Origin of the sequence: Enterobacter ludwigii (assembly GCF_001750725.1) — a bacterium.
GTDB classification, from domain to species: Bacteria; Pseudomonadota; Gammaproteobacteria; order Enterobacterales; family Enterobacteriaceae; genus Enterobacter; species Enterobacter ludwigii.
The window spans coordinates 2,991,389-3,007,864 of the sequence record NZ_CP017279.1; the positions used below are offsets into that span (position 1 = coordinate 2,991,389).

The window sequence follows — 16,476 nt, forward strand, 5'->3', positions numbered from 1 at the left end:
CACATTAAGGAACCCGCATGATACCGAACCAGTCCGACAAAGCAGGACTTCACATCTTATTAAAACTCGCCTGCCTGGTGGTTATCCTCGCAGGTATCCATGCTGCCGCTGACATCATTGTCCAGCTCCTGCTGGCGCTCTTTTTTGCCATTGTGCTTAATCCGCTGGTGACCTGGTTTTTGCGCCGGGGCATCAGCCGTCCGGTAGCCATTACTATCGTGGTCATCGTGATGATGATTGCCCTGACGGCGCTTTTCGGCGTGCTGGCGGCGTCGCTCAGTGAATTCTCCACCATGCTTCCACAGTACAACAAAGAGCTGACGCGTAAGATCGTTTCGCTTCAGGAGATGATGCCTTTTCTTAACCTGCATATCTCACCCGAGCGGATGTTACGCCGCATGGATTCAGAGAAGGTCATGACCTACGCCACCACCCTGATGACCGGCCTTTCCGGCGCGATGGCCAGCATCCTGCTGCTGGTGATGACGGTGGTGTTTATGCTGTTCGAGGTCCGCCATGTTCCTTATAAGCTGCGCTTTGCGCTGAATAACCCGCAAATTCATATTGCGGGTTTACACCGGGCCCTGAAGGGCGTGTCCAAATATCTGGCCCTGAAAACGCTGTTAAGCGTCTGGACCGGGGTGATTGTCTGGCTGGGACTGATGCTGATGGGCGTGCAGTTCGCGCTGATGTGGGGCGTACTGGCGTTTCTGCTGAACTACGTACCCAACATCGGCGCGGTGCTTTCCGCCGTGCCGCCGATGATTCAGGCGTTTCTGTTCAATGGCTTTTACGAGTGCATGCTGGTGGGGGCGCTGTTCCTGGTCGTGCATATGGTGCTGGGCAATATCCTTGAGCCGCGCATGATGGGCCACCGTCTCGGAATGTCGACGCTGGTGGTGTTCTTGTCGTTGCTGATCTGGGGATGGCTGCTGGGGCCGGTCGGGATGTTACTGTCAGTCCCGCTGACCAGCGTGTGTAAGATCTGGATGGAAACCACCAAAGGTGGCAGCAAACTGGCGATCCTGTTGGGTCCAGGGCGACCGAAAAGCCGTCTGCCGGGATAACGGGTCCCACAACGCGTAACTGTGCAACACACCGAAAATTACCGCGACGCTCACCGCGCGGTAATTTTCATTTTCGCTAAGGAGGATTTCGCGTTATTTATTCCGCCCTAATAAATGAATCGTCATGCAAATATTTATTTAACGCAAATTACATGGCATATAATTCTCACCCTTTCGTTTCAATGCATTACACCTCCCCTCACGTAAAATAAACACCCACTTTTATATCGACAAAAATTATCTTCATTAGCGATAATACCCCGCCAAAATATAATTTTTTAAAATTTCTGATTTAAATTGTTATTATTGATACGGAGTTGTTGATGAAAAAGATCATTAAATGGTTTGCTACTGTTGCTGTCGTCGGCGCACTGGCCGGTTGCGCGCGTACCGCCCCAATCGATCAGGTTCACGCTACTGTCAGTACAGGCCACACCGCTGAGCAGGTGAAAACCGCCATTCTGAAAGCAGGCCAGAAGCGCGACTGGATCATGAGCGAAGCGGGCCCGGGCGTAATTAAAGGCCGTCTGCAGGCACGCGACCATTCGGTCGAAATCCGTATTCCTTATTCTGCGACAAGCTATTCAATTAATTACGAAAGCAGTATGAACCTGAAAGCCGCCGACGGTAAAATCCACAAGAACTATAACCGCTGGGTTCATAACCTCGACCACGATATTCAGATGAACCTCTCTGCAGGCGCCGCGCTGTAATATTTTCCTCATGTCGGGCCGACATGGCCCGATAACGTTTTTCTCGGCCTCATAAGGTTACGCACGCATGTACGAAAAGGACACCCTCAACGCGCTGGACGCCATTACCGAAGCGCAACGCATCGCTTTTGCGCCGATGCTGTTTCAGACCGCGCGTTGTCTGCGTAATTCGGGCGTGCTTTCCTGGCTGGATAAAAAAGGGAAAACAGGGGCAAGTCTCGAGGAAATAACCGAAAACAGTACCCTGAGCAGTTATAGCGTAAGCGTATTGCTGGATATGGGATTAAGCGGACGGATCGTTACCTGTAAAGAAGGGCGCTATTTCCTGGCAAAGGTGGGCCATTTCTTATTGCATGACACCATGACTCGCGTGAATATGGATTTCACGCAGGATGTTTGTTACCAGGGGTTATTCCATCTGGCCGATGCCCTGCAGGAAGAAAAACCGGCGGGATTATCCGTGTTTGGCAACTGGCCAACCATCTATCCGGCATTATCACAATTACCCGCGCAGGCAAAAGAGAGCTGGTTCGCTTTTGATCATTACTATTCTGATGCTGCTTTCGACGCGGCGCTGCCATATATATTCGCAAGCTCGCCGACAAAATTGTACGATGTGGGCGGAAATACGGGTAAATGGGCGTTACGCTGCTGCCGCTATGACGACAATGTTGCCGTGACGATCCTTGACCTGCCACAGCAGATAACGCTGGCGCAGGAAAACATCGAAAAAGCAGGTTTATCTCATCGCATTGGCTTCCATGCTGTCGATATGCTTAGTCATGCGACATTGCCGGGTGAAGCCGATATCTGGTGGATGAGCCAGTTCCTGGATTGTTTCTCTCCGGACCAGATTGTCGCCATGTTGACTCGCGTTGCACAGGTTATGAAGCCCGGCGCGCGACTGTGCATCATGGAACTGTTCTGGGATGCCCAAAAATTTGAAGCCGCCTCATTCAGCCTGAATGCTACCTCGCTTTATTTCACCTGTATGGCGAACGGCAACAGCCGGTTTTACAGTGTAGAGAAATTTTATCACTACCTGGAGCGGGCCGGTTTCCACGTAGAACAGCGGCTGGACAACCTTGGGGTAGGTCATACCCTATTGATTTGTCAAAAAATTGAACAATAGAGCAGTTGAACTGCCCGGCAGGCTTGCCTGTCTTTTAATGATGGTTTTCCGCGGACGCGCGTAGATGAAATTTTCACTGAACATAATTGACTGGCAGGCAAGAGCGCCAGGCCTGAGCGATGCCGCAGAGTGGCAGGCGTGGTCACGCCAGCACCTTACCCTCGACCCGGCTGCGCCGTTGCCTAAGCTTACCGAACTGCCGATGATGACCGCGCGCCGCCTCAACTCGGGCAGTAAGCTGGCGGTAGACCTTGGACTCACCCTGCTTCGCCGCCACGCGATTGATGCCGTTGTCTATTCCAGCCGTCATGGCGAACTGGAGCGTAATTTCCGCATCCTGCACTCCCTGGCGACCGGTCAGGCCGTCTCGCCGACAGACTTTGCCATGTCCGTGCACAATTCGGCGGTGGGCAACCTGACGATCACTGCGCGACACCCCATCGTCTCGTCTTCTGTTTCTGCCGGGCTGGACACCTTCCAGCAGGCATTATGTGAAGTGTTGAGCCTGCTTCAGGCGGGCTATTCCCGCGTCTTGCTGGTCGATTTTGACGGTGCCCTGCCCGATTTTTATCATCCGGGTTTACCGCCGCAGATGCCTACCTGGCCCTACGCACTGGCCCTGGTGATTGAAGCCGGGAGCACACTGCAGTGCGAAACCCGCAGCGGCAGCACGGGTGAAGAACCTCCCCTGCCGCAGAGCCTGATGTTCCTGCAACGGTACCTCCGCGATGAACGACAGTTTGTGGTTTCAGGCGAACGTCTGCTGTGGCAATGGACACGCGAATGAGCCGCCTGACTGCCCGTATCAACTGGTTATGGCGTCTGATGATGACCGGCTTCTGCTTCGTGCTGTTTGGCACGGGCGGGCTGCTGCTGTCGCTGGTGTGGTTCAATCTGCTGTTGCTGGTTCAGCGCGACCGCGCCAGACGCCGTCGCCTGGCGCGTCGCAGTATCGCGGCCAGCTTCCGCTTTTTCTTACATGTCGCCCGTGGCACGGGGGTACTGGACTATCGCATTCACAATCTTGACGCCCTTCGCGGGGATCGCGGTTGTCTGGTGGTGGCCAATCACCCGACGCTGATTGATTACGTGATCCTGGCGTCCGTCATGCCCGAAACCGACTGTCTGGTGAAAAGTGCGTTGCTCCGCAACCCCTTTGTCAGCGGCGTCATTCGCGCAGCGGATTACCTGATTAACAGCGAAGCGGAAACGCTCCTCAGTGCAAGCCAGCAGCGTCTGGCCCAGGGCGACACGCTGTTAATCTTTCCGGAGGGCACACGAACCCGGTCGGGAGAGACAATCTCCCTCCAGCGCGGCGCGGCAAATATTGCCGTGCGCTGCCACAGCGACCTGCGCATCGTGGTGATCCACTGCAGCGAACCTCTGCTGGATAAAAAAAGTCACTGGTACGACGTACCGCCCGTAAAACCTGTTTTCACCGTAGATGTTCGCGATTGCGTGAATATCGACGCTTTTTACGATGCGAAGACACAAGAACCGGCACTGGCGGCAAGGCAGTTAAACCGGCATCTGCAGCATCGATTAACATCAGGCCTTCAATCTTTGTCAGGAATTAATGATGCAAGCGCTTCATCTTGAAATTAAAAATCTCATCATCACCACGCTGAATCTGGACGAGCTTACCGCCGAGGATATCGATACCGATGCTGCGCTGTTTGGTGATGGACTGGGTCTCGACTCTATCGACGCCCTCGAACTTGGCCTGGCCGTGAAAAACCAGTATGGCGTGGTGCTGTCTGCCGAAAGCGAAGAGATGCGTCAGCACTTCTTTTCCGTCGCCACGCTGGCTTCTTTTATCAACGCTCAACGCGCCTGAGATGTGATCCGTTATGACTGAACAAGAAACCATTTATCAGGAAGTCTGCGAACTCCTGGCTACGCTGTTTGAACTCGACCCACAGGTAATCACGCCTGAGGCTCGCCTGTACGAAGATCTGGATCTGGACAGTATCGATGCAGTGGACATGATTGTTCACCTGCAGAAGAAAACGGGGACGAAAATCAAACCGGAAACCTTCAAATCTGTCCGTACCGTGCAGGATGTGGTTGACGCTGTCGTTCAGCTTTTGCGCGACGAGTAAACCACCGTGCCTGGAGGACGAGCGTTTCCGGCGATCCCACTCCTGACGGGAGTCGTGTTGCTGGCGTGGCCATTCCTGATTGGATTGGGGCTGACGCACAACAGTCTGCACTGGCTGTTGCCGCTGATGGCCCTGGTGCTGGTGCTGCGTCTGCATCAGGCGCGGCGAAACGCAGGCCCGATGCGGTATGTGGTGCAGTGCATTGCGCTGGCAGGCCTGGCACTCTGCGCGGCAAGCTATCTGCTGAAAGCGCACCAGTGGCTGCTGCTCTATCCGGTGGTGGTTAATCTCGTGATGCTGGCCGTGTTTGGCGGCTCACTGTGGACAACCATGCCGCTGGTTGAACGGCTGGCACGTCTGCGTGAACCGAATTTGCCTCCGGCGGGTGTGCGATATACCCGTAAGGTGACGCTGGTGTGGTGCGGGTTTTTCCTCGGTAACGGTGCGATAGCCCTGTTTACCGTGCTACACGGCGATATGCATGTCTGGACAGTGTGGAACGGTATGGTGGCTTATTTTCTGATGGGCACGCTGATGGCGACAGAGTGGCTGGTGCGTCAACGGGTGATGAAAAAAGAGAAGCTCGATGAATAAACCCCTCCCGCTTGGCCAGTGGTTAAATGCTCCACGCCCTGACGACATGCCGATCGCCTGGCTTGACGATCGCACCTGGACGCTGGGTGAGTTGCGCCACGATGTCACCTTGCTGGTAGAAGCATTGCGACAGCAGGAGGGTGAACGCTGGGCGCTGTGCTTTGAAAACAGCTACCTGTTTATTGTTGCGCTGCTGGCCTCACTGCATGCCGGTAAAACCCCGGTCATTCCAGGCCATAGCCGGGTCTCTCTGCTCGACGAACAGCAGTCGCTGTTTAGCGGTGTCCTGAGCGATCAGACGCTGGATATTCAGGGAAAGGTCATTGTGGTGACCTCCTCCCCTCAGAGCGCGTGCCAATGGGCACCGTTGCCCGTCATTGACGACGCGCGCTTTGTTGAGCTTTTTACCTCGGGCTCCACGGGTACCCCGCGCCGGGTCATTAAGCACATCGCCAGCCTGGACCGTGAAGCATGCCTGCTGGCGACCCGTTTTGGCGAACGCCTGGCGGGCTGCAGCATTGTGGCCTCGGTCGTACCACAACATCTCTATGGCCTGACGTTCCGCATCATGTTGCCAATGGCGATGGGGCTTCCGCTGCACGCCGCCATGCTTTATTACGCTGAGCAGCTGGCGGCACTCCCTCACGACAGGCAGTACCTTTTTATCAGCAGTCCGGCGTTCCTGAAACGGCTGGATACCGAGCTGACTGCCCCTCCCGTCGTGATGCTGATCTCCGCCGGGGGAATGCTGCCCTGGTGCGATGTCACGGAGACCCATGGCTGGCTTAACGTCTGGCCGGATGAAATCTACGGCAGCACCGAAACCGGGATCCTCGCCTGGCGGCATCGTCAGGCGGACAGCGTTCCCTGGCTCGCCTTCCCCGGCGTGGTGTTCCACAGTGAAGGGGAAATCTGCCGCGTGACCTCCCCGCTCATTCACGAAGCCGCAGGGTTACAGCTGGACGATATCCTGCACTTCGACAGTAACGGTTTTTTTAGCATTGCCGGACGTCGTGGTCGGGTGGTCAAAATCGAAGAAAAGCGTATCTCACTGAACGAGATTGAACGTCGCCTGCTGGAGCTTGAGGGCATATGTGAAGCCGCAGCGTTACCGGTTACCCGCGGAGGTCGTCAGGGTATAGGTGTCCTGCTGGTTCTGGATGAGAAGACCCGTCAGCGCTGGCATCAGCAGGGCAAAAAAACGCAGGAACTGGCCTGGCGCCGCGCCCTGCGGCCCTGGCTTGAGCCGGTCGCCGTCCCCCGCTACTGGCGCATTATCGATGAGATGCCGGTAAACAGTATGAATAAGCGTGTCTATGCGCAGTTACAGGAGTTGTTTCATGAAAATTCATGAAATCGAACGCCACCAGGCACAGCCGCAGCACCTGGAAATCGTTTTGCATCTTGACCCCTCCCTGTTCTGGTTCCAGGGGCATTTTGCCGTACAGCCGTTGCTGCCAGGTGTGGCACAGATTGACTGGGTCATGCACTACGCCACCACGCTGCTGGCGCCGGGTTACCGTTTTCACAGCATCCAAAATGTGAAATTCCAGGCCCCTCTGCTGCCGGATACCACGGTCACGCTGGTCCTTAACTGGCATGCCGAACGTCAGATACTGACCTTCAGCTACCAGCGCCATGCCGGTGACGATCGCCATACTGCCAGCAGCGGGAAGATTCGCCTGTGTCAGTAACCTTCCGCCCCTGCGTGCTGATCCCGTGCTACAACCATGGCGCGATGATGGCAAAAGTACTGTCGCGGCTGGCACCGTTCGGCTTGCCCTGCCTGGTGGTCGATGACGGAAGTGACGAGCAGACGCGCCGCATTCTGGAGCGTCTGGCCGCCGGGCAGCCCCAGGTTACGCTGGTACGTCTGGCGCAAAACGCAGGTAAAGGTGCCGCGGTCATTAAGGGGCTGGAAGAGTCTGCCCGCGCGGGCTATACCCACGCCGTACAGGTGGATGCCGACGGCCAGCATGCTATTGAGGATATCCCCAAAATGCTGGCTCTGGCTGAGCGTCACCCGGAGGCGCTGATTTCTGGCCAGCCCATTTACGATGATTCCATTCCGCGCTCCCGCCTCTACGGTCGCTGGATAACGCACGTCTGGGTATGGATTGAAACCCTGTCCCTGCAACTTAAAGACAGCATGTGCGGTTTTCGGGTCTACCCGGTCTCGCCCACGCTGCAGCTGGCCGCACGCGTGCCGCTTGGCAAACGTATGGACTTTGACACCGAAGTGATGGTCCGTCTCTACTGGCAGGGCAATACCAGCTATTTTCTGCCGACCCGCGTTACCTATCCGCCGGACGGGTTATCCCATTTCGACGCGCTCAAAGACAACGTGCGGATCTCGCTGATGCACACCCGGCTGTTCTTCGGCATGCTGCCCCGCATTCCCGCCCTGCTGTTGCGTCGTCGCCGCCAGCACTGGGCGCAGCAGGACGAGGTGAAGGGCCTGTGGGGAATGCGCCTGATGCTGCGCGTCTGGCAGCTGTTTGGCCGCCGGGCCTTTACCGTGCTGCTGTGGCCGGTTATCGGGGTGTACTGGCTTACGGCCCGACCGGCGCGACAGGCTTCACAGCAGTGGACAGCACGAGTGAAGCAGGTGCTGACGCAGCGGAACATGCCTGTTCCGCCACGCCTTAACAGCTTTTTCCATTTTATGCGCTTCGGTAACGCCATGCTGGATAAAGTCGCCAGCTGGCGCGGCGAACTGAAGTTTCATCGTGACGTGGTCTTTGCTCCCGGTGCGTATGACGTGCTGGATGCTGACGCATCGCAAGGCAAACTGCTGCTCGCATCGCATCTTGGCGATGTGGAAGCCTGCCGGGCACTGGCTCAGCTGGAAGGCAGCAAGGTCATCAACGCGCTGGTCTTTAGCGATAACGCGCAGCGCTTTAAACAGATCATGACCGAGATGGCACCCCAGGCGGGGGTTAACCTGATGCCCGTGACGGACATTGGGCCGGATACCGCCATCGCCATCAAAGAGAAGCTTGAGCGCGGTGAATGGGTCGCCATTGTGGGCGATCGCATAGCGGTCACGCCACAGCGCGGCGGCGACTGGCGGGTGATCTGGAGTTCGTTTATGGGACAGCCCGCCCCGTTCCCGCAAGGGCCGTTTATCCTCGCCTCCATTCTGCGCTGCCCGGTGGTGCTGATTTACGCCCTGCGTCAGCAGGATGCGCTCACGATACACTGCGAGCCGTTTGCCGACCCGCTGCTTCTGCCACGCGGGGAGCGCCAGCAGGCGCTGCAACAGGCCGTCGATCGCTATGCACAGCGGCTTGAGCATTACGCCTTAATGTCACCGCTCGACTGGTTTAATTTTTTCGATTTCTGGCACCTGCCGGATGCCAAAGAGAAGGAGTAAAGGGTGCTGACCGATCCCCGCTTTACGACCGAAGTAGAAATCACCGTTCCGTTCCACGATGTCGATATGATGGGCGTGGTCTGGCACGGCAACTATTTCCGCTACTTTGAGATTGCCCGCGAGGCGCTGCTCAACCAGTTTAACTACGGTTATCGCCAGATGAAGGCGTCAGGCTATGTCTGGCCGGTAGTCGATACCCGGGTGAAATACCGCGATGCGGTGACCTTTGAGCAGCGCATCCGTGTGCGCGCACACATCGAAGAGTATGAAAACCGTCTGCGTATCGCCTATCAAATTTTCGACGCGCAAACCGGTAAACGCACCACCACCGGCTATACCATCCAGGTGGCCGTCGAAGAAGCCAGCCGTGAAATGTGCTTTGTCAGCCCGGCTATATTGTTTGAACGAATGGGAGTTACGCCATGAGATGGTTGCCTGTGCTGGCACTGATGATCAGCCCGCTGGTGAGCGCCGTGACGCTGGATGAGCTGCAGCAGCGGTTTACCGGGCAACCTGTCGTGCGCGCGCATTTCGAACAGGTCCGGACGATTAAGGATCTGCCACAGCCGCTGCGCTCGCAGGGCGAAATGTTGATCGCACGCGACAGCGGCCTGCTGTGGGATCAAAAAGCGCCTTTCCCCATGACGTTGTTGCTGGATGATAAACGGATGATCCAGACGATCAACGGCCAGCCTCCGCAGACCATTACCGCCGACAATAATCCGCAGATGTTCCAGTTCAACCACCTGCTGCGGGCGCTGTTCCAGGCCGACCGCAAGGTGCTGGAAGAGAACTTCCGCATCGATTTTCGCGATCTCGGCGAAGGCCGCTGGTCGCTGGTGCTGACCCCCACAACGACACCGCTGGACAAAATTTTCGCCACCCTCGATCTGGGCGGCGCGACCTACCTTGAGACGATTCGCCTCAACGATAAGCAGGGCGACCGTACCGATATCGTCCTTTCCCGCCACACACTGACGCCCGCCAGCCTGACCGATGACGAACGCCAACGCTTTGCCGCACCGTAAATCCCTGCGCCCGGCGCTGCTGTGGGCGACGGTATGCCTGATTCTGTTGGGCGTGTTGCTGTCGCTGCTGCCCGGCGCGCGTCTGAACAGCAGCGTACTGGCTATGCTGCCGAAGCAGACGCTCGGGGCAATCCCGCCGGCACTCAACGACGCGTTTATACAGCGTCTTGACCGCCAGCTTGTCTGGCTGGTCAGTCCCGGTAAAGAACCCGATCCGCGGGTGGCGCAGCAGTGGCTGGATCTGCTGAAAAACAGCCATTCGCTCAGGGAGGTTAAAGGCCCGATGGACGCCGCCGGGCAAAAGGCCTGGGGCGAGTTCTTCTGGCAGCATCGCAACGGCCTGATTGATTCGGCCACCCGGGCCCGCCTGCAAAACGGCGGTGAGGCGCAGGCGCAGTGGATTTTATCCCAGCTCTACTCGGCCTTTTCCGGCGTGAGTGGCAAAGAGCTGCAAAACGATCCCCTGATGCTGATGCGCGGCTCGCAGCTGGCGCTGGCGCAAAACAGCCAGAAGCTACGGCTGATGGACGGCTGGCTGGTCACCCAGGATGCCAGTGGAAATTACTGGTATATGCTGCACGGTGAGCTGGCGGGATCATCGTTTGATATGCAGCAAACCCATCAGCTGGTAACCACCCTTACCGCCCTGCAGGAGACGCTGAAAACACGCTTTCCGCAGGCGCAGCTGCTCTCACGCGGTACCGTGTTTTACAGTGATTACGCCAGCCAGCAGGCAAAACGGGACATCTCCACGCTGGGCATCGTCACGATCCTTGGGGTTATCCTGCTCATCCTGGCAGTGTTTCGTTCCCTGAAACCCCTGCTGCTGTGTCTGATTTCCATTGCCACAGGTGCGCTGGCGGGCACGGTGGTGACGCTGCTGCTGTTTGGTGAACTGCATTTGATGACGCTGGTGATGAGCATGAGCATCATCGGAATTTCAGCGGATTACACGCTCTATTACCTGACCGAACGCATGGTGCACGGCGCAGAACATTCCCCGTGGCAAAGCCTGGCCAAAGTGCGTAATGCGCTGCTGCTGGCGCTGCTGACGACCGTTGCCGCCTACCTGATTATGATGCTGGCCCCCTTCCCCGGGATCCGCCAGATGGCGGTGTTTGCCGCGGTGGGACTGAGCGCCTCCTGCCTGACGGTGATTTTCTGGCATCCCTGGCTGTGCCGTGGTTTGCCGGTGCGCCCGGTTCCGTTTATGGTCCTGATGTTGCGCTGGTTGGCCGCCTGGCGACGCAATAAAAAACTCTCTGTGGGCCTGCCTGTGGTACTGGCGCTGGTCTCGGCTGCCGGGCTTGCCACCCTGAAGGTCAACGACGATATCGCCCAGCTACAGGCGCTGCCCAAAGACATTCTGGCGCAGGAGAAAACCATTACCGCCCTGACCGGGCAAGGTGTCGATCAGAAATGGTTTGTGGTGTATGGCGCATCGCCGCAGCAAACGCTGGAACGGCTGGAAGCCTTTACCCCGGCGTTAGCCCAGGCCCAAAAAGCGGGGGATATTACCCGCTGGCGGACCCTGCCCTTAAATTCGCTGGCGCGCCAGAAAAGCGATCTGCTGCTGTTGCAGCAGGCCGCGCCGGCCATAACGAACGCGCTGCGAAACGCGGGGCTGAGCACCGTCACACCGAATCTGAATGCCATGCCCGTGAGCGTGGAGGCGTGGCTCGCCAGCCCGGCCAGCGAAGGCTGGCGTCTGCTGTGGCTGACCCTGCCTGACGGCGAAAGCGGTGTGTTAGTGCCGGTGGACAACGCCCGGAACAGCGCCGCACTCAGCGAAGTAGCCGCCCGTCATGCGGGCGTCGTCTGGGTCGATCGCAAGGCCAGTTTTGACAGCCTGTTTGCGCTCTACCGCACGCTGTTAACGGGACTCTTATTTGTCGCGCTGGCGGTGATTGCCTGCGGGGCGATGGTACGCCTCGGCTGGCGAAAAGGGCTTATCAGTCTGGTCCCGTCCGTGCTGTCGCTCAGCTGCGGGCTGGCCGCGCTGGCCGTCACGGGGCATCCGGTAAATCTGTTTTCACTGCTGGCGCTGGTCCTGGTACTCGGCATTGGCATTAACTACACGCTGTTTTTCGGCAACCCGCGCGGTACGCCGCTGACGTCGATGCTGGCCATCACGCTGGCGATGATGACCACGCTGCTGACGTTAGGCATGCTCGTGTTCAGCACCACGCAGGCCATCAGCAGCTTCGGTATTGTGCTGGTGAGCGGCATTTTTACCGCCTTCCTGCTGGCGCCGCTGGCGATGCCTGTTAAGAAAGAGAGAAAACGAAAATGAATGCTTTTTACCGCGCAGCCGCGCTGGTCGCGACGCTGCTGCTGGCAGGCTGTAGCCATTCGACCGATACTGAAGGGACACGTCCGCAGGCCTGGCTTCAGCCGGGAACCCGAGTGACGCTGCCGCCGCCCGGTATTACCCCGGCGGTCAGTTCGCAGCAGCTGCTGACCGGAACCTTCAACGGACAAACGCAGTCCCTGCTGGTCATGCTCAACGCGGATGATCACAAAGTGACGCTTGCCGGGCTCTCTTCCGTCGGTATCCGTCTGTTCCTGGCGACTTACGACGATACCGGGATACACACCGAACAGTCGATCGTTGTGCCGCAGCTGCCTCCCGCCAGCCAGGTACTGGCCGATGTGATGCTCAGCCATTGGCCACTCAGCGCCTGGCAGCCACAACTGCCAAAGGGCTGGACGCTTAAAGACAAGGGCGATCGGCGCGAGCTACGCAATGCCAGCGGCAAGCTGGTGACTGACATTGTCTACCTGCAACGCAAAGGCAAGCGCGTGCCAATCAGCATCGAGCAACACGTCTTTAACTACCACATCACCATTCAATATCTGGGTGACTGAGATGATTTACATTTCTGCTGTTGGCATGGTCAACGCGCTGGGTAACTCGCTGGATGAGATTGCCGCTAACCTGACGGCGGGCGTAGCCCCTGGCATGCATTGTCGGTCCGGCTGGTTGCAGGATGCGCCCGACGCCGTGCTGGGTGGCGTGGAAGGTGAATTGCCGTCCATTCCGGATACCCTGTCCGCGCACCGCACCCGCAATAACCAGCTGTTGCTGGCCGCGCTGGCACAGATTCAATCCACCGTTGACGACGCGATTGCCCGGGTCGGCCGCGACCGCGTGGCCGTGGTTTTAGGTACCAGCACCTCCGGCCTCGATGAAGGGGATGAGCACGTACGATTAACGCTCAACGGCGAAGCCAGCACCCGGTGGCAGTATCCGCAACAGGAGCTGGGCGATCCGTCCCGTTTTCTTGCTAACTGGTTACAGCTCGAGGGCCCGGCATATACCCTCTCGACCGCCTGCTCCTCCAGCGCGCGGGCAATTATCAGCGGCCGGCGTCTGATTGACGCCGGGCTGGTGGATATTGCCATTGTGGGCGGCGCAGATACCCTGAGCCGGATGCCCGTCAATGGCTTTCACAGTCTGGAATCGCTTTCTCCAACGCTCTGCGAGCCGTTTGGCCGCGACCGTCGGGGTATCACCATTGGTGAAGCCGCTGCGCTGATGGTGTTGAGCCGTGAACCCGCCGGGGTCGCGCTGCTGGGAACAGGCGAGTCCAGCGATGCTTACCATATTTCGGCGCCGCATCCGCAGGGTGAAGGCGCCATTCGCGCCATTACCCAGGCGCTCAATGACGCGGGTCTGCAGCCGGAGGATATTGGCTATATCAACCTGCACGGCACCGCCACACCGCTCAATGACCAGATTGAATCACACGTGGTACACGACCTTTTTGGAGAAAACGTGCCCTGCAGTTCTACCAAACACCTTACCGGCCATACGCTGGGCGCTGCCGGTATCACCGAAGCGGCGTTGAGCTGGCTTATTCTGACGCGTGACCTGCCGTTACCCCCACAGGATTTCGCCCGCTACGCGCCGGACGAGACGCTGTCGCCGTGCGGCGTGCTGCACCAGAGCACCGCGCTGAAAAAACCGGTCATTTTATCTAACTCGTTCGCGTTTGGTGGCAACAACGCCAGCATCCTGCTGGGGAGAGTGTCATGAGCTACTTATCACCCGTCGACTATCTGCCGCACGATGCGCCAATGATGCTGCTGGGATCCGTTGAACGCGTCACAGACGATTCCGCCGTATGCCGTGTCGCGGTCAACGGCCAAAGCGTACTGGCGCCCTTTTTAAATGCCGAGGGCGATTTGCCTGGCTGGTACGCGCTCGAACTGATGGCGCAGACCGTTGGCGTCTGGTCAGGCTGGCATCGCCAGCAGAAAGGGCAAGATCATATTGCGCTGGGCATGGTGCTGGGTGCGCGCGAGTTGGTCTGCGCCAGCGGACGTTTCGCAAAAGACGCGACGCTGGACATCACCGTCAGACTGCTGATGCAGGATGAACGCTTCGGCAGTTTTGAATGTACGATCTCCTCAGGTGAGGAGACGCTGGCCACGGGCCGGGTCAATACCTTCCAGCCGAGCGCAGAAGAATTAACATCGCTTTTTAATCAGGGATCTCACGCATGAGTCGTTCCGTACTGGTCACCGGGGCCAGCAAAGGCATTGGTCGTGCCATCGCCTGCCAGCTTGCCGCTGACGGGTTTACCGTAGGCGTACATTACCACCGTGACGCCGCAGGCGCGCAGGCGACGCTGGATACCATCACACAAGCGGGCGGTCAGGGTCGCCTGCTCTCTTTCGATGCAGGTAACCGCGAACAGTGCCGTGACGTGCTGGAGCAGAATATCGAGGCCCACGGCGCATGGTATGGCGTGGTCAGTAATGCCGGTATCACCCGCGACGGTGCGTTTCCGGCCCTCAGCGAAGACGACTGGGACAGCGTCATTCATACCAACCTCGACAGTTTTTATAACGTTATTCAACCCTGCATTATGCCGATGATCGCCACCCGAAAAGGGGGGCGCATTATCACCTTATCCTCCGTGTCAGGCATGATGGGCAACCGCGGTCAGGTGAACTACAGCGCGGCAAAAGCGGGCATTATTGGCGCGACCAAAGCACTGGCAATTGAGCTGGCAAAACGCAACATCACCGTGAACTGCATTGCGCCGGGGCTGATTGATACCGGCATGATTGAAATGGAAGAGGCTGCGCTGAAAGAGGCAATGTCCATCATTCCCATGAAACGGATGGGCCAGGCCGAAGAGGTTGCAGGACTTGCCAGCTATCTGATGTCAGATATTGCAGGCTACGTTACCCGCCAGGTCATTTCCATTAACGGAGGAATGCTATGACGCGTCGCGTGGTGATTACCGGTATGGGCGGCGTTACCGCCTTCGGTGAGGACTGGCAATCCGTTTCCCGCAGGCTGCTGGCGTATGACAACGCGGTACGCAAAATGCCGGAGTGGCAGGTTTACGATGGCCTGCACACTCTGCTGGGCGCGCCGATTGATGATTTCACCCTGCCGGAACACTATACCCGCAAGCGTATTCGCGCCATGGGCCGCGTGTCGTTGATGTCGACCCGCGCCACCGAGCTGGCGCTGGAGCAGGCGGGGCTGATTGGCGAGGCGGTGCTCACGAATGGCCAAACCGGTATCGCCTATGGCTCCTCCACAGGCAGTACCGGGCCAGTCAGCGAATTCGCCACCATGCTCACCGAAAAACACACCCACAACATCACCGGTACGACCTATGTGCAGATGATGCCGCACACGACCGCGGTGAATACCGGCCTGTTCTTTGGCCTTCGGGGTCGCGTTATCCCGACGTCGAGTGCCTGTACGTCGGGCAGTCAGGCCATTGGCTACGCCTGGGAAGCCATTCGTCACGGTTATCAGACCGTGATGGTCGCAGGCGGAGCAGAGGAGCTTTGTCCATCAGAGGCGGCGGTATTTGACACCTTATTCGCGACCAGCCAGCGCAACGATGCGCCGAAAACCACCCCTTCGCCATTTGATACGCAGCGTGATGGTCTGGTCATTGGGGAAGGCGCAGGCACCCTGATTCTGGAAGAGCTTGAGCATGCCAGAGCACGCGGTGCAACTATCTATGGCGAGATCGTTGGCTTCGCCACCAACTGTGATGCAGCCCATATCACCCAGCCACAACGTGAAACCATGCAAATTTGTATGGAGCAGTCGCTGGCGTTAGCAGGGTTAAGCGCGCGGGACATGGGGTACATCTCCGCGCACGGTACCGCCACCGATCGCGGTGATATCGCTGAAAGCCAGGCTACCGCCGCCATTTTTGGCGACAACGTGCCAATTTCGTCGCTGAAGAGCTATTTTGGCCACACGTTAGGCGCCTGTGGGGCGCTGGAAGCCTGGATGAGTCTGCAGATGATGCGTGAGGGCTGGTTTGCCCCGACGCTCAATTTAAGACAACCGGATGAGCAATGTGGTGCTTTAGATTATATTATGGGTGAAGCCCGTCAGATTGACTGCGAGTATCTGCAAAGCAATAACTTCGCATTTGGCGGCATCAACACGTCGATAATCATCAAACGCTGGGCGTAAC

The 16,476-nt window shown here is 57.8% G+C and carries 19 protein-coding genes; all 19 read left to right on the forward strand.

What is annotated here, in order from left to right:
* The first annotated feature begins 17 nt into the window (after nucleotides 1-17).
* The 19 genes from BH714_RS14095 to BH714_RS14185 all read left to right on the forward strand — a co-directional run bounded on the left by BH714_RS14095 (nucleotide 18) and on the right by BH714_RS14185 (nucleotide 16,475).
* Nucleotides 18-1,067 (forward strand): AI-2E family transporter, encoded by a 1,050-nt coding sequence (locus tag BH714_RS14095; protein WP_014172027.1) that lies wholly within the window; start codon nucleotides 18-20, stop codon nucleotides 1,065-1,067.
* A gap of 323 nt (nucleotides 1,068-1,390) precedes the next feature.
* Entirely contained in the window at nucleotides 1,391-1,780 is a 390-nt protein-coding gene (locus tag BH714_RS14100) for an LptM family lipoprotein (RefSeq protein ID WP_032679147.1), read from the forward strand.
* A 67-nt stretch (nucleotides 1,781-1,847) separates the two neighbouring features.
* A complete protein-coding gene (locus tag BH714_RS14105; protein WP_014172029.1) occupies nucleotides 1,848-2,912 on the forward strand; it encodes a methyltransferase in 1,065 nt (354 codons plus the stop codon).
* Between the two features lie 64 nt (nucleotides 2,913-2,976).
* Nucleotides 2,977-3,699, forward strand: a complete 723-nt coding sequence (locus tag BH714_RS14110) for a beta-ketoacyl synthase chain length factor (protein WP_040018231.1) — start codon at nucleotides 2,977-2,979, stop codon at nucleotides 3,697-3,699.
* Nucleotides 3,696-4,511 (forward strand): lysophospholipid acyltransferase family protein, encoded by an 816-nt coding sequence (locus BH714_RS14115; RefSeq protein WP_040018232.1) that lies wholly within the window; start codon nucleotides 3,696-3,698, stop codon nucleotides 4,509-4,511. Before BH714_RS14110 ends, BH714_RS14115 begins: the two co-directional genes overlap by 4 nt.
* On the forward strand, nucleotides 4,492-4,749 hold the full coding sequence (locus BH714_RS14120; protein WP_020884530.1) for a phosphopantetheine-binding protein: 258 nt from the start codon (nucleotides 4,492-4,494) through the stop codon (nucleotides 4,747-4,749). The genes BH714_RS14115 and BH714_RS14120 overlap by 20 nt, the downstream gene beginning before the upstream one ends.
* Before the next feature lie 13 nt (nucleotides 4,750-4,762).
* Nucleotides 4,763-5,014, forward strand: a complete 252-nt coding sequence (locus BH714_RS14125; RefSeq protein WP_040018234.1) for an acyl carrier protein — start codon at nucleotides 4,763-4,765, stop codon at nucleotides 5,012-5,014.
* Nucleotides 5,015-5,020: 6 nt separating this feature from the next.
* Nucleotides 5,021-5,608: a COG4648 family protein gene (locus BH714_RS14130; protein WP_040018241.1), complete on the forward strand. Its 588-nt coding sequence runs from the start codon at nucleotides 5,021-5,023 to the stop codon at nucleotides 5,606-5,608.
* Nucleotides 5,601-6,962, forward strand: a complete 1,362-nt coding sequence (locus tag BH714_RS14135) for a class I adenylate-forming enzyme family protein (protein WP_040018243.1) — start codon at nucleotides 5,601-5,603, stop codon at nucleotides 6,960-6,962. Before BH714_RS14130 ends, BH714_RS14135 begins: the two co-directional genes overlap by 8 nt.
* Nucleotides 6,949-7,302 (forward strand): ApeI family dehydratase, encoded by a 354-nt coding sequence (locus BH714_RS14140; protein ID WP_020884527.1) that lies wholly within the window; start codon nucleotides 6,949-6,951, stop codon nucleotides 7,300-7,302. The genes BH714_RS14135 and BH714_RS14140 overlap by 14 nt, the downstream gene beginning before the upstream one ends.
* Nucleotides 7,293-8,984, forward strand: a complete 1,692-nt coding sequence (locus tag BH714_RS14145; RefSeq protein WP_040018244.1) for a glycosyltransferase family 2 protein — start codon at nucleotides 7,293-7,295, stop codon at nucleotides 8,982-8,984. The genes BH714_RS14140 and BH714_RS14145 overlap by 10 nt, the downstream gene beginning before the upstream one ends.
* A gap of 3 nt (nucleotides 8,985-8,987) precedes the next feature.
* Nucleotides 8,988-9,410: an acyl-CoA thioesterase gene (locus BH714_RS14150; RefSeq protein ID WP_014172038.1), complete on the forward strand. Its 423-nt coding sequence runs from the start codon at nucleotides 8,988-8,990 to the stop codon at nucleotides 9,408-9,410.
* Nucleotides 9,407-10,012, forward strand: coding sequence for an outer membrane lipoprotein carrier protein LolA (locus tag BH714_RS14155; RefSeq protein WP_025202832.1), 606 nt, complete (start codon nucleotides 9,407-9,409; stop codon nucleotides 10,010-10,012). The genes BH714_RS14150 and BH714_RS14155 overlap by 4 nt, the downstream gene beginning before the upstream one ends.
* Nucleotides 9,981-12,305: an MMPL family transporter gene (locus BH714_RS14160; RefSeq protein ID WP_040018245.1), complete on the forward strand. Its 2,325-nt coding sequence runs from the start codon at nucleotides 9,981-9,983 to the stop codon at nucleotides 12,303-12,305. The genes BH714_RS14155 and BH714_RS14160 overlap by 32 nt, the downstream gene beginning before the upstream one ends.
* The gene (locus tag BH714_RS14165) at nucleotides 12,302-12,880 is read left to right on the forward strand and encodes a DUF3261 domain-containing protein (RefSeq protein WP_014172042.1); all 579 of its coding nucleotides are present in this window, start codon (nucleotides 12,302-12,304) and stop codon (nucleotides 12,878-12,880) included. Before BH714_RS14160 ends, BH714_RS14165 begins: the two co-directional genes overlap by 4 nt.
* Before the next feature lies 1 nt (nucleotide 12,881).
* A complete protein-coding gene (locus BH714_RS14170) occupies nucleotides 12,882-14,051 on the forward strand; it encodes a beta-ketoacyl-[acyl-carrier-protein] synthase family protein (protein WP_040018248.1) in 1,170 nt (389 codons plus the stop codon).
* Nucleotides 14,048-14,521: a hotdog family protein gene (locus BH714_RS14175; protein ID WP_025202828.1), complete on the forward strand. Its 474-nt coding sequence runs from the start codon at nucleotides 14,048-14,050 to the stop codon at nucleotides 14,519-14,521. The genes BH714_RS14170 and BH714_RS14175 overlap by 4 nt, the downstream gene beginning before the upstream one ends.
* On the forward strand, nucleotides 14,518-15,249 hold the full coding sequence (locus tag BH714_RS14180) for a 3-ketoacyl-ACP reductase FabG2 (protein ID WP_020884521.1): 732 nt from the start codon (nucleotides 14,518-14,520) through the stop codon (nucleotides 15,247-15,249). The genes BH714_RS14175 and BH714_RS14180 overlap by 4 nt, the downstream gene beginning before the upstream one ends.
* The gene (locus BH714_RS14185) at nucleotides 15,246-16,475 is read left to right on the forward strand and encodes a beta-ketoacyl-ACP synthase (RefSeq protein WP_014172046.1); all 1,230 of its coding nucleotides are present in this window, start codon (nucleotides 15,246-15,248) and stop codon (nucleotides 16,473-16,475) included. The genes BH714_RS14180 and BH714_RS14185 overlap by 4 nt, the downstream gene beginning before the upstream one ends.
* Nucleotide 16,476: the final 1 nt, after the last annotated feature.